9 protein-coding genes are annotated in these 13990 nt (G+C 61.3%); 2 read left to right on the top strand and 7 right to left on the bottom strand.

Features of this window, described 5'->3' with window-relative positions:
* Window positions 1–335 precede the first annotated feature (335 nt).
* Together DHB74_RS15090 and ercA are read right to left on the bottom strand one after the other, a co-directional pair.
* On the bottom strand, window positions 336–2063 hold the full coding sequence (locus DHB74_RS15090) for a hybrid sensor histidine kinase/response regulator (RefSeq protein ID WP_499161845.1): 1728 nt from the start codon (window positions 2061–2063) through the stop codon (window positions 336–338).
* Window positions 2047–3210, bottom strand: coding sequence for an alcohol dehydrogenase-like regulatory protein ErcA (ercA, locus tag DHB74_RS15085; RefSeq protein WP_036989830.1), 1164 nt, complete (start codon window positions 3208–3210; stop codon window positions 2047–2049). The genes DHB74_RS15090 and ercA overlap by 17 nt, the downstream gene beginning before the upstream one ends.
* A 171-nt stretch (window positions 3211–3381) precedes the next feature.
* On the opposite strand from ercA, the gene DHB74_RS15080 reads away from it, so the two are divergent.
* Window positions 3382–5508, top strand: a complete 2127-nt coding sequence (locus tag DHB74_RS15080; protein ID WP_499161843.1) for a 4Fe-4S binding protein — start codon at window positions 3382–3384, stop codon at window positions 5506–5508.
* 13 nt (window positions 5509–5521) lie between these two features.
* Here DHB74_RS15080 and DHB74_RS15075 read toward each other — a convergent pair whose 3' ends face one another.
* From DHB74_RS15075 to DHB74_RS15055, 5 genes are all read right to left on the bottom strand, one after another.
* Complete coding sequence (locus DHB74_RS15075; RefSeq protein WP_499161841.1) at window positions 5522–7612, bottom strand: TonB-dependent receptor family protein; 2091 nt, start codon at window positions 7610–7612, stop codon at window positions 5522–5524.
* A 179-nt stretch (window positions 7613–7791) separates the two neighbouring features.
* Window positions 7792–9312: an acetaldehyde dehydrogenase ExaC gene (gene exaC, locus DHB74_RS15070; protein WP_499161839.1), complete on the bottom strand. Its 1521-nt coding sequence runs from the start codon at window positions 9310–9312 to the stop codon at window positions 7792–7794.
* Between the two features lie 145 nt (window positions 9313–9457).
* The gene (locus DHB74_RS15065; protein WP_051610862.1) at window positions 9458–10324 is read right to left on the bottom strand and encodes a D-hexose-6-phosphate mutarotase; all 867 of its coding nucleotides are present in this window, start codon (window positions 10322–10324) and stop codon (window positions 9458–9460) included.
* Between the two features lie 2 nt (window positions 10325–10326).
* Window positions 10327–11787 carry an NAD-dependent succinate-semialdehyde dehydrogenase gene (locus DHB74_RS15060; protein WP_036989834.1) on the bottom strand — a complete coding sequence of 487 codons (1461 nt, stop codon included), beginning with the start codon at window positions 11785–11787 and terminating at the stop codon, window positions 10327–10329.
* Between the two features lie 182 nt (window positions 11788–11969).
* Window positions 11970–12185 carry a dodecin gene (locus DHB74_RS15055; RefSeq protein WP_036989835.1) on the bottom strand — a complete coding sequence of 72 codons (216 nt, stop codon included), beginning with the start codon at window positions 12183–12185 and terminating at the stop codon, window positions 11970–11972.
* A gap of 393 nt (window positions 12186–12578) precedes the next feature.
* Between DHB74_RS15055 and DHB74_RS15050 the strand changes: the two genes are divergently transcribed.
* Window positions 12579–13943 carry an imelysin family protein gene (locus DHB74_RS15050; RefSeq protein ID WP_499161835.1) on the top strand — a complete coding sequence of 455 codons (1365 nt, stop codon included), beginning with the start codon at window positions 12579–12581 and terminating at the stop codon, window positions 13941–13943.
* Window positions 13944–13990: the final 47 nt, after the last annotated feature.

Genomic DNA, 13990 nt, shown 5'->3' with positions numbered 1-13990 from the left:
CGATGGAATCAGTGGCTGACGAAACTGGGCGTCCAGCGGATTATCGGAAAGCGGAGGCAGCGCCCCCATTCTGCCAAGGAGCTGAAAGTACCGGGCTTTGGTGGGCCCTACCAAAGATTGACGAGCTGCTGCCAAAGCACAGGCTCGCTTGCTACCTTGGGAGGAAGCGCGTTTTTCCACTCACCCTCGGGCACATTGCTGCCTGGCTCTGGCCGAGGTGGAGGGACTTGGGCCTGGGAGGTTCGAGCACCAGCTCGTACCAGGACTGGCCAGTGGCAATGGCGTTACCGGCTGACTCCCATCAAGCTGGTGCTTGACGTTCCCAGGGCCAGAGCCTAATGCAGCACCTGCCCGAGCATGGCCCTGAGCTTGCCGGCCTTGATCGGCTTGTTGAGCACCGGTATGCCCAGGTCACGCAAGCGCTGCCGACTGTGTTCACTGCGATCGGCGGTGATCATGATTGCCGGTATCTGCCATTGGAAGTGTTCGCGCAACCGGCTTACCGCATCGCAACCAGTCTGCCCGGCATCGAGGTGGTAATCGGCAAGGATGGCGTCCGGGAGGCGACCACCCAGCGCCTCCAGTGCGCCCGGCAGGTCGACCGCGACCTGCACCCGGGCGCCCCACTGTTCCAGCAGCCCCTGCATACTGGAAAGGATCATCGCATCGTTGTCGATCACCAGCAGATGCCGCCCCTGCAGCGGCGCGTGCAACCGCGCCAGCAGTGCATCCGGCGGGGTCGGTGCACTGGCCCTGGCCAGCGGCACGGTGACGCTGAACATGGAACCTGAGCCAACCACCGATTGCACTTGCAGGGGCGCCTCGAGCAGCCGGGCGATGCGTTCGACAATCGCCAGCCCCAACCCGGCTCCCTTGCGGGGGCCGACACGGTCACCATGCAGTTGGTTGAACTCACGGAATATGTCATCGAAGCGTTCGCTGGGGATGCCCAGGCCGGTGTCCCACACCTGGATGCTCAACAGCTCACCCCGGCGCCGGCAACCAATCAGTATCCGCCCGCTCGGTGTATAGCGAATGGCATTGCTCAGCAGGTTGCGCAGAATGCGGCTGAGCATGCGGTAATCGGTACGCACGGCCCAGCGCCCGAGCCGTGCCCGCACCTGCAGTCCGCAGGTTTCGACCAGCCCCTGAAACTCGCTCAACAGCGGGTCGATGATCTCGGCCAGGGTGTGATTGCCCAGCTCCAGCGGGATGTTGCCATGATCCAGGCGGGCAATATCGAGCAGGTCACTGAGTATGTCCTCGGCGTTTTCCAATGCTGCGTGGGAGCGTTCGACCAGTTGCGCCTCGGACCTGGGCAATGCTCGTTCACGCAGGGTGGCCATCAACAGCCGCGCGGCATTCAGCGGTTGCAGCAGATCGTGACTGACCGCGGCCAGGTAGTGATCCTTGTTGCGATTGGCGAGCTCGGCGGCATCCCGGGCATCACGCAGTGCCCCTTGCACCCGCTCCCGCTCGATGATTTCGCGGCGCAGGCTGTCATTCAGGGTTTCCAGTTCCAGGGTGCGCTCATGCACCCGCTGCTCCAGTTGTTCGTTGAGCTGCTGCATGGCCCGCTCGGCCTGCTTGCGACCGCTGATGTCGGCAACGAAGCCCTCCACCAGTTGGCGCCCCTCCTCTTGTTTGAGCAACAGGTTCATGCGCACATCCAGCTCGCTGCCATCCAGGCGCCGCAGGCGAGTCTCGTAGCCAACCAGCTCGCCCTCCAGCTGTAGCCGCTCGCAGACCTGGACGAACTCCGCCGGCCCCCCGGCGAAGAAGTTATCCTTCAGCTCACCGGCTGCCGCCAGCACGGCCTCGGTCGAGGGATAGCCGAGCATGCGCACCAGCGAGGGGTTGGCGGCCCGGATGCCGTGCTCCATATCACCCTGGAATATGCCATGCACGGCATTCTCGAACAGCCACTTGTAGCGATTGCGCTCTGTTTCCAGTTCCTGCAGACGGTCCATCAGTTCCGGATAGTAGCTTTTACGCGCGGACTGCAGCCCCAGCCCCAGCAGGCCGGTCAGCATCTCGCGACGTGGATCAAAGTGCTTCGGCATAAACCACTTCCACATCCCTGATGCTGGATTCACGCGGGTTGGTCAGGATACAGGGGTCGTCCATGGCGTGGATCGACAGCATCGGCAGATCGCTGATGCCCACTCCATGCATGCCCAGCGTCTGCGCGAAGCCCACCGCATGCTTGAAATCAATCAAATGCTGCACCAACCGCTGGCGGACCTGCGGGCCGCTCAGGCCGCGGATATCGATTCCCAGCGTCTGGGCCACCACCTTGAAGCGGTCTGGCGCGGCATCATAATTGAAGGCCACCACGTGCTCCATCAGGATGGCATTGCACAGACCATGGGGCAGATCCAGATAGCCGCCCAGGCTGTGCGACATGGCATGCACCGCCCCGAGAATGGCATTGGAGAACGCCAGCCCGGCCTGCAGGCTGCCGAGCATGATTTTCTCGCGCAGCTGGATATTGTCGGGCTGCTTGATCATCGCCACCAGGTTGCCGTTGATAAGTCGCATGGCCTCCAGCGCGTGGGCATCGGTCATCGGCCCACTGCCGGTGGATACATAAGCCTCGATCGCATGCACCAGGGCATCGACGCCGGTACAGGCAGACAGGAAAGGATCCATGGTGGCGGTGACTTCCGGATCGATCAGGGCCACGTCCGGCACCACCGCCTTGCTGATGATCGAGAACTTCACCCTCTCCTGCTGGTTGGAAATGATCACGAACTGGGACACATCCGCCGAGGTGCCCGCCGTGGTCGGTATCAGGATCACCGGCGGCACGGGCGTGCGAATGGTATCGACTCCCTCGAAATCGAGGATATGCCCACCGTTGGTGGCGACAATGCCGATCGCCTTGGCGCAGTCCATCGGGCTGCCCCCGCCAATGGCAACGATGGCATCACAAGCCGAGGAGCGATAGACCTCGGCGCCCAGCATCACCTCCTCTACCCGCGGATTGGCCGATACCTGGGTATACAGAACGTAGTCCACGCCCTGCTCTTGCAGACTGTTCTCCACGTCTGCGGCCCAGCCCGCTGCTACCACGCCAGGGTCGGAAACCAGCAGTACCTTGCGGGCGGCGAAGGTGTTGACGTAGTTGGCCACGGTTTTGCGTGAACCGGCGCCGAAAATGATCTCGGGAGTAACGAATTTGCGTAGCTGGCTAATATCGTAGGCCATGGTAGTAAGCGACCTTTATTGTTTTATTTGTGGAAACCACAGGTTACCTCAAAGCGGGCGGCGGAGGCGTTTTTACGACTGAAGTCGTGCCTCGGCGCCCCTCAAGTCGCATGGTCGCGTGTCCTGAGGCGGATAGCATGGTGAGACACCATGAACCGATCGAGGCAAGCCATGTCGATGTTCTCTCGACTGCAGCCAACGCTACGCTTGCTGGCGCTGATCCTGCTGCTGATCAGCCCGCTGCTGCCAGCCGATAGCGCTCCACCACCCAAGGTCCAGGAAGCGATCCAGGCGCTGTTCCCCCAGGCGACTCGGGTTGATGCCAAGCAGGGCGATGTGCCTGTTTACCCGGTATACCAGTTGAATGAGCTGCTCGGCTACGCCTTCGAATCTACCGACCACTCCAGCCTGCAGGGGTTTGCCGGCAAACCCTTCCACCTGCTGGTTGGCCTGGATGTCGATGGAGTGCTGACCGGGGTCCGGGTGCTGGGTCACCATGAGCCGGTATTCCTGCATGGTATGGGGGACAAGGCCCTGCTGGATTTTGTTGAACAATACCGCCAGCACCCCCTCAGCAAGCCCGTGGTGGTCGGCGGTCGCAAGCCGGATTCCAGTGACGGCCAATCGATTACCCAGTTCGATGGCATCAGCAAGGCCACCGTCTCCGTGGTGATCCTCAATGAAAGTGTGTTGCAATCGGCTCTGGCCGTCGCTCGCGCTTATCTTGAAGGCTTTACCAGCGCGCCGTTGGCGACACCACGCATGGATCTGTTTGAACCATTGGATTGGCAACAACTGCTGGAGCGGGGGCTGGTCCAGCGTTGGCTACTGAAGCCCGACGAGTTGGAGCAGCGCCTGGGGCATTCACTGGAGCATTATCCAGGCATGGATCACGACCAGGCTTTCAGCGAGCTGTTCCTTGCCTACCTGGATACGCCCATGAGCGGGCGCAACCTGTTGGGCGAGCAGGGTTTTGCCCGTTTGCAGAGCAGCCTGCGCGACGGAGAGCAGGCACTGCTGGTGATGTCGCGCGGCAGCTACCGCCATGTGCCGGAGGATTTCACCGCCGCCTCCTCGCCCAGCCGGCTGCTGCTGGTGCAGAACGGCCAGGCCATCGAACTGCACGATATGGACTTCGATAACGGTGCGCTGCTGGATAGCCTGGCGATAATGCCCCCGGATGATCTCCAGGCGCATATATTCCGCATCAAGACCCACGCAGCCTACAATCCCGCGCAACCCGCCCAGGTGCGGCTCAACGTCAACCTGCAACGCAATCACCTGGTAGAAAGCCAGCTGGTACTGGAACACCCCTTCGAGCCCGACCCCAGGCTATTCGAGATCCACCAGCCCAGCGCCGCCGCCAAGCCGAGTCCGGTGTGGTTGCGTCTATGGCAGGAGCGTTGGTGGCAGTTGGCGCTGCTGGGTAGCGCGTTATTGCTGTTGAGCCTGATCTTCACCTTCCAGCACCGGATCAGCCGGCACACCCGTGCCTTTCACCTGCTGCGCGGCGGTTTTCTGCTGTTCACCTTGGTGTTTATCGGGCTGTATGCCCAGGGGCAGTTGTCGGTGGTCAATATCACCACGCTGTTGCTGGCACTGGTCGATGGCTTCGATATCCGGGTATTTCTGATGGACCCGGTGATCTTCGTGCTCTGGAGCTTTACCTTTGTCAGCCTGTTCATCTGGGGGCGCGGACTGTTCTGCGGCTGGCTCTGCCCGTTCGGTGCGCTACAGGACCTGGTCGCCTGGCTGGGCCAGAAACTGCGCCTGCGCCAATGGAAAATAGCGGAGCCGCTGCACCGCCGTCTGCAGTGGATCAAGTACGGGATTCTGCTGGTCCTGCTGGTCAGCGCCCTGCTGTCGCAGACCCTGGCCGAGCGCTTGGCCGAGGTCGAGCCGTTCAAGACCACCATCACCCTGTTCCTGATCCGCAGTTGGCCCTTCGTCGCTTATGCCTTGCTGTTACTCGGGCTGGGCCTGTTCATCCACAAGTTCTATTGCCGCTACCTGTGCCCGCTGGGTGCCGGGCTGGCGGTACTCGGCAGGCTGCGCCTGTTCTCCTGGCTGAAGCGCATTGATGCCTGCGGCAAGCCTTGCCAGCATTGTCGCAACCACTGCGGCATAGGCGCGATACACCGCGACGGACGGATCGACTATGACGAATGCATCCAGTGCCTGGAGTGCATCGTCATCCTGCATGACGATCAGCAGTGCGTGGCTACGATCAGTGCCCGCAAGAAGGCCGAGAAGAGCCAGCGCAAAGCTGGCTCTGGGGCACTGATCTACAAGAGTTAAGGGCGGGTTCGCATTAGCGCCACTGATACTGCAGCCCCAATCCCACCAGCCAGCTGCGCTCCGGCGCCGGCTCGTAGTAGCGCCCACCCGAGCCGTTGACGATCAGCGAGCCGATATACTCGCGGTCGGTGATGTTATCCAGGCGAGCGAAGGGCTCGAGGGACAAATTGCCGACCGGGTATTGATAGCCCGCGCGCCAGTTGAACACCGTATAACCCGAGGCCTTGTGCTGGTTGTCGTCGGTAGCGTAGCGCTGGCTCATGCCCTGGGCCTCGATGGCGGTGGCGAAGCCACTGTCCTGGGGCTGCCAGGCCAGTTCGGCGAAGAAGCTGTGGCGCGGAATGCCCGGCAGGTCATTGCCCGCATGGTTGGCGCCATCGCCGTCGACGAAACGATCGTACTCGGCCTGCAGCCAGGTATAGGCAAGGTAACCACTCAGGCCAGCGGCGAACTGCTGCTCGATGCTCAACTCCATGCCGCGGCGGGTGGAGCGCCCGGCATTGGTATAGGTAGAACGGCCGGTGCCCAGCTGGTTGGTGCCGGTAACGATCTCATCCTTGACCCGGCTGTGGAACAGGGCGAGATCCAGCCGGGTGTTTTCCCGGCGCCATTTCAGCCCGATCTCGGCATTGCGGGACAGGCTCGGCTTGAGCGCCTGGTTCATGCCAGCACCATCGGGCCGGTAGGCCAGCTCCTGGAAGGTCGGGGTCTCGAAGCCCTGGCCGAAGGCGGCGTACAGACTCATCTCCGAGCTCCACTGCCAGTTCAGACCCAGCGCCGGGTTGGTGCGGTGCACACTCATGCGGCCGCTGTCGTCCTGGCCATCGTCCAGATAGTCGTCGTCCGAGTCGAATTCCACCCAGTTGTAGCGCATCCCCGCTACCAGTTCCCAGCGCGGCGCCAGTTGCCAGGTACTGATCAGATAGGCTTCCTGGCTGTCGACCCGGTTGAACTCGTCGCGCTGCAAGCCGCCCTTGCTGCCGCTGGCATTGACGAAGCCTTTGCGTTCCTCGCCCTGGTAGTTGTAGGCCAGACCGGCTGCAAAGGTCACCGGCAATTCGAACACTCGGGTCTCACGCTGCCAGCCCAGTTCGCCGCCGCCGAAACGTCGGTCCAGCTCGACTACCCCGCCACCAGCGGTCGCGCCACTGCCGGGAAAGGCCAGAAACTGCTGCATGTCTCGCTCGCCACCGTAGACCATCGCCGTCAGTTGGTCGTCATTGGCCAGGCGCCGCTGGTAGTTCAGCCCAACCTGGTTGTGGCGTACCGACTTGCGGGTATCGAAGGTGTAGGCCTGCGGTGGTGCCTGGCGTCGGTCGGCGCGCATCTGCTCAGCGGTCAACCCCAACGGGTCCTGGGTATCGGGCTGGTCCAGGCTGTTGATCAACAGGGTCAAACTGGAATCATCATCAATATCCCAACCCAGACGCAGGTTGGCGATGTCGCGGCGGGTGTCGCTGTGGTCGCGGTAGCCGTCGGTCTCCAGCCGCGAGACGTTGGCGCTGATGTTCAGGTCGCCATGCTGGCCACCGTAGCGCAGGCGCGAGCGCCACAGTCCGTCGCTGCCGATCACCGTGCGGTTGTCCAGTGTCGGGTAGAACGGTGCCTCACCGGTGTAGCCCTGAATGATGCCGCCGGAGGCATTGCCGTACAGCGTGGTCAACGGGCCGCGCAGCACCTCGATGCGCTGCAGACCATCAAGGTCGAATAGTGCCGGTTGGCCCTGACCGTCAGGCATGGTCAGCGGAATACCATCCTGCACCAGACGCACGCCACGCACGCCGAACTGGGCACGGGCGCCGAAACCACGAGATGAAATTTGCAGATCCTGGGCATAGTTCTGCCGGTTGAGGGCCACCAGTCCGGGTACTCGTTGCAGGGATTCCGAGAGGTTGGCACCCAGGTTGGGCCCATTCAGCTGCTGGCCTGACACCGTATGCCGCGCCAGCGGCAGTTGCAGGTCCTGGTCATCGCCACCACCGAGGATGATCTGCGCCGGCAGGCTGAGCCGGTCCTGGGCGTGGGCCTGCGGTAGCAGTGCAAGCGTAAGTGCGAGCGCCAGCGGCGTCCGTCTGAGTATGCGCTCACTGGATGTTGTGCACATGTCGTGTCCTTTTTGTCATTGCAACCGAAAGCCTGCTGATAGCGGCGGACATCATACTGAGGGCGCGCTTATCCGGCAGCCTGGTAGATAAAAAAAGGCCCCGAAGGGCCTAAGATCCGAAGCATGCTATTGCGGCCTGCCGGTGGAGCGGACCGGCACACCGTCTGGTTACCAACAGCTCAGAAAAGGCCCATCGGATTCACGTCGTAGCTGACCAACAGGTTCTTGGTCTGTTGATAGCTGTCGAGGATCATCTTGTGGGTCTCCCGACCGACACCGGATTTCTTGTAGCCGCCGAAGGCTGCGTGGGCCGGGTACATGTGATAGCAGTTGGTCCATACCCGTCCGGCCTGGATTCCGCGGCCCATACGGTAGGCAACGTTCATGTCTCTGGTCCAGACGCCGGCGCCCAGGCCAAACTCGGTATCATTGGCGATGGCCAGCGCTTCGGCCTCATCCTTGAAGGTGGTGACACTTACCACCGGGCCGAAGATTTCTTCCTGGAACACACGCATCTTGTTGTGTCCCTTGAGCAGGGTCGGCTCGATGTAGTACCCACCACCCAGTTCGGCCTCCAGACGCTCGGCGTTGCCACCGATAAGGAATTCAGCGCCCTCCTCCCGAGCGATTTCCATATAGGAAAGGATCTTGTCGAACTGCTGTTCGGAAGCCTGCGCTCCCACCTGGGTATCAGTGTCCAGCGGATTGCCACGTTTGATGCGGCGAGTGCGTTCAAGCACCCGCGCGATAAAGTCGTCGTAGATACTTTCCTGAATCAGCGCGCGGGCCGGGCAGGTGCAAATTTCACCCTGGTTGAAGAAAGCCAGCACCAGACCTTCGGCCGCCTTGTCGATAAAGCTCTCTTCCGCCTTCATGATGTCGGCGAAGTAGATATTGGGAGACTTGCCACCCAGTTCGGTTGTGGACGGGATGATGTTCTCCGCTGCACAGCGCATGATATGCCGGCCCACCGGGGTGGAGCCGGTGAAGGCAATCTTGGCGATGCGCTTGCTGGTGGCCAACGCTTCACCAGCTTCCCGGCCATAACCATTGACGATATTGAGTACACCCGGCGGCAGCAGGTCGGCGATCAGCTCGGCCAGCACCAGGATGCTGACCGGCGTCTGCTCAGCCGGCTTGAGCACGATGCAGTTACCCGCTGCCAGCGCCGGCGCCAGCTTCCAGGCGGCCATCAGGATCGGGAAGTTCCAGGGAATGATCTGCCCTACTACACCCAGCGGCTCATGGAAGTGATAGGCCACGGTGGTTTCGTTGATTTCCGCGGCACTGCCTTCCTGGGCGCGGATACAGCCGGCAAAGTAGCGGAAGTGATCGGCCGCCAGCGGGATGTCGGCATTCAGCGTTTCACGCACGGCCTTGCCGTTGTCCCAGGTCTCGGCTACCGCAAGCAGCTCCAGGTTCTGCTCGATACGATCGGCAATCTTCAACAATAGATGCGAGCGCTCCTGCACAGCGGTTTTCCCCCATGCCGCCTTCGCCGCGTGAGCTGCGTCCAGCGCCAGCTCGATATCTTCGGTCGTGGAGCGGGGGATCTCGCAGATGGCTTCACCGGTAACCGGCGTGGTGTTGCTGAAGTACTGGCCTTTGACCGGGGCAACGAATTCACCGTTGATGAAGTTGCCATAGCGGTTCTTGAAGGTGATGAGGGAGCCGGCAGCTCCAGGATTGGCGTAAATCATTGTTCTTAGTCCTCTATGCGCAGCCTGGCCCCAAGGCGCAGGTCATGCTTCGATACTAGTGACTCCAGGCGTGTAGCGTGAATGCCTCCTTGGCAGGTCTGGTGTCGTCATTTAGTAGTAGATGCTGCGGTTAGCGGATCAACACTTAGGGCGGGTGACGGCTGATGATGGTCTGCAGCCAATGGGTCTGCCCCGCTTCGACAAGGCGTGCATCCGGTCCGGCATTGGCGGCTTCGATGCATACCATGCCGCGATAGCCATCCGCGGGGAACTGGGACAGGCGTGCGCCCTTGGCTTGCCATGGGTTCCATACCACCACTGATTGGCTATTGCGGCGCTGCACCCACAACGGCTCGCCCGAGCCATCAAGCAATTGCACGTCCGCTGTGGTGTCAAAGTACACCCGGTCCACTTCGCCACTGAACCGAACGGGTCCCTGCTGGCGACATTGCGCGCCCGCCTGCAACTTGTCGATGTAACTGGCACCCTCCAATCCCAGGATCTGGGCGCTATCGATATCGTCCACGGGTAGATAGCTGTGCAGCGCCTGGCTCAGAGGCTGGGGCCGGGGGCCGGTGTTCGTTGTGGTGAGCGTCACACTCAAACTGCTACCAAGCACCATCTCGACCTGGACGGCCCAATGCTCACCGGGCAATTGCCGGGCTATCTCCTGCTCGGGCAGTTCCAGCACGAGGCGCACCTGCTGCGAGTCGGCTTCGGCCAGGCGCAATTGCCAATGGCTGGTACGGGCGATGCCGTGTGCCGGCCCCGGGCGCTCATCGGCAAACCATGGCCAGCACAGCGGAATACCGCCGCGCAATGCGGTGTCGGGCTTGGCCGGGTCCACCGGACTCATCCATAACAAGGGTTGTTGACCGGTGGGTGCGCAAGCGATGATCTGTGCCCCCTGTTCCGCGATCCGGGCATGCACCGCTGGGTGGTCAACCTCAATGAAACGACGTCCAAGCGCATTGCGGGTCCGGATGACGCCGGTTGGCAGAGTATCGATCACGCCTATTCCGCTCCCATGCAGAGATATTTCAGCTCGGTATATTCATCCAGGCCATGGCGGGAGCCTTCGCGCCCCAGACCGGACTCCTTGACGCCACCGAATGGCGCCATGGGATTGGAAATCAGCCCCTCGTTGATACCGATGATGCCTGCCTCCAGCGCATCTGCCACCCGCCATATGCGGTGGATATCACGGCTATAGAAATAGGCCGCCAAGCCAAAGGGAGTGGCATTGGCCAGCTCGATCGCTTCTTCCTCGGTGTCAAAACGCAACACCGCCGCCAGCGGGCCGAAGGTTTCCTCGTGGCACAACGTCATTTCGGTGTTGATATCAGTCAGCAACACCGGCTGCACATAGTTGCCTCGATCGGTGTCCGGCGCCGGCCCGCAGACCCGTTTGGCTCCCTTGGCCAGGGCATCCTCGAAATGCTCCACCACCTTCTCTACCGCATCGCCATTGATCAACGCCGATTGCGTGACGCCCGGCTCGAAGCCATCTCCCACCCGCAGCTTGCCCATGGCTTCAGCCAGCGCGGCGACGAATTCATCATGCACGCCCGACTGCACCAGAAACCGGTTGGCGCAAACGCAGGTCTGCCCGGTGTTGCGGAACTTGCAGACCATCGCGCCTTCTACCGCCCGGCTGATATCCGCATCGTCGAAGACGATGAAAGGTGCGTTGCCACCCAACTCCAGGGAGATCTTCTGAATATGCTCGGCGCATTGCGCCATCAGTCGGCGGCCAACATCCGTCGAGCCGGTAAAGCTGAGTTTGCGGACCTTGGGGCTGTGGGTCAGGGCTTCACTGATTTCACTGGCTTTGCCGGTCACTACATTGAATACGCCGTGGGGAATGCCCGCCTCGTCCGCCAGTGCTGCCAGGGCCAGAGCAGAAAATGGCGTTGCGCTGGCCGGTTTGACGATGATGGTGCAACCTGCGGCAAGTGCCGCGCCGGCCTTGCGGGTAATCATCGCTGCGGGGAAATTCCAGGGCGTGATCGCTGCACATACTCCGACCGGCTGCCGAGTGACCAGGATATGCTGACCGATCCGCGCCCCGGGAATGGTCTCCCCGTACATCCGCCGGGCCTCCTCGGCAAACCAGCGGATGAAGGAGGCGGCATATTCGATTTCGCCACGGGATTCCACCAGCGGCTTGCCCTGCTCGAGGGTCATCAGCGTTGCCAGATCTTCCTTGTGTTCGAGCATCAGGTCATGCCAGTCCAGCAGGCAATCGGCCCGTTCCTGGGCGGTACGAGTGCGCCACTGGCGCAGCGCTGCTGACGCCGCGTCAATCGCCGTACCTATCTCCTCCGCCGACATGACCGGCACCCGCCCAACCAGATCGCCATTGGCAGGGTTGTCCACTTGCAGCGTCTGACCGCTGGCGGCATCAAGCCAGCGGCCATCAACATAACACTGCTGACGAAACAGCCGGGGGCATTTCAGCCGAGAAATCGTCATATGTCCTCCTGAACAAGGGGAATGGGCCTTGATAGACGGTTAGATAGCACCGTCACGCAGGGCTTTGCAGGCCATATTCAGAGGTTAGACACAGCCATGCGGGGACGCAAACGGGAGAGGAAATAAGCGGACCAGAGCGGCAAGGGAGCCGGCGCCCAGCCCCCCTCCATAGAACATCGAAATCAACTGCCTTCGACGCGAAAACCGATTTTCACAGTGACCTGGAAGTGCGCCACCTTGCCATCGACAATGTGCCCGCGGGTTTCCATCACCTCAAACCATTCGACGTTCTTCACGCTCTTGCTGCATTCGGCGATTGCGTTACTGATGGCGTCTTCAATGCTATTGGTCGACGAACCGACCAGTTCGAGCTTCTTGTAGGTGCGATGATCTGACATATCAACCTCCTCTTTTGCCTGTCCTGAGTATGGCAAAGGATTGACAGGTTGGTTCAAAGATCCCCGCTGACGCTCCGTCGCGCTTTGCGCCGGCTATCGGTTTTGGCTGGGCAACCAGGCGCACGGCATTTCTCAGTGCGGCTGCGCTCGAGTTCCTGCAGTGCATGCCAGGCTTCGCACAGGGATCGGGATGATCCAGCCATCAAAGTCACTTTGCTCATGGAACAGCCTCCGGAATAAATCGATAGACCGAGTATTATCGCGATGACACAAGCTGTCAATGAGAATAATTCCCATTATTCTTCGGGTTTTCTCCTGCGTCGCATTGCAATATGAAGATACAAGTCTATAATCGCAACGCAAATCATTATCACCGGGAAACGGGACTCAACCATGGCACGCACCTTTCGCTACACCACATTGGCTTTGACGATATCCGCTGCGGTGCTGCTCAGCGCCTGCGACAACAACCAGGACCCGGTGGCGCAATCTCCGGCCGCGACGACGTCCGATGCGGCGCAGTCCCAGCCCGCTGACAACACCAACACCACACCAGCTGCCACGGCGATCAGCGAAGCTGATGTAGCCAGCCATTATGCCGACCTGGCCCACGCGGTGTACCTCGATGCGCTGACCGCTGCCCAAGCTCTCGACAAGGCCATCGCTACCTTGCTGGCAGAGCCGAACGAGGCGAATCTCGAGGCTGCCCGCCAGGCGTGGCTGCAGGCGCGTATTCCCTATCAGCAGTCCGAGGCATTCCGGTTCGGCAATGCCGTGGTGGATGATTGGGAGGGCCAGCTGAACGCCTGGCCGCTGGACGAAGGACTGATCGATTACGTTGCCGCCGACGACTATCAGCACGAACTGGGCAATGAAGGTGCGACCGCCAACCTGATCGCCAACCAGACCCTGACCATTGGCGGTGAGACGCTGGATGCCAGCGAACTCAGCTCCCAGCTGCTGGCTGACCTGAACGAAATCGGCGGCTCGGAAGCGAACGTCGCCACGGGCTACCATGCCATCGAGTTTCTGCTCTGGGGCCAGGATCTGAATGGTTTCGAGGCCGGTGCCGGCCAACGCCCGGTGACGGATTTCGTACAGGGAGAGGGCTGCACCAACGGTAACTGCGACCGCCGGGCGGCTTATCTGAGCGCCGCATCCGAGCTGTTGGTCAATGATCTGCAGTGGATGGTCGAACAGTGGTCCGCCGACGAAGCCGGCAACTACCGCGCCGAACTTCTGGCGCTGCCGACCCAGGACGTGTTTCAGAAAATGCTGTTCGGCATGGGTTCGCTGTCACTGGGCGAACTGGCCGGCGAGCGAATGAAGGTCGCACTGGAGGCCAACTCCTATGAAGACGAGCATGATTGTTTCAGCGACAACACGCACAACTCGCATTACTACAACGGCAAGGGTATTCAGAACATCTACCTGGGCAGCTACCAGGCATTGGACGGCTCGGTGACCAGTGGCCCTTCCCTCTCGGCACTGGTAGCGGAAAAGAATCCCGAGCTGGACCAGCGTCTGCGGGATGATCTGGATTCCACCATGGAAGCGCTGACCGTCATGAAAGAAGCCGCCGAAGGTGAATCAGCCATGACGTTCGACATGATGATCGCCCCGGGTAACGAGACCGGCGCGACTATCATCAACGATGCCATCGCCGCTTTGGCCCAGCAGACCGGGTCCATTGAGCAGGTCGCTACGGTCGTGGGCGTAGACTCCCTGCAACCCGATGACGCTGGCCATTCCTTCTGATCCGTGATGATGGCGCCCGAGCCCCCGGCCAGTTCCGGGGGCTCGGG

The organism is Pseudomonas sp. G11-1, from assembly GCF_024031555.1.
Taxonomy (GTDB): domain Bacteria; phylum Pseudomonadota; class Gammaproteobacteria; order Pseudomonadales; family Pseudomonadaceae; genus Halopseudomonas; species Halopseudomonas bauzanensis.
Note: the sequence above shows the minus strand (reverse complement) of the source record. Positions and strands in the feature narration are given on the sequence as shown.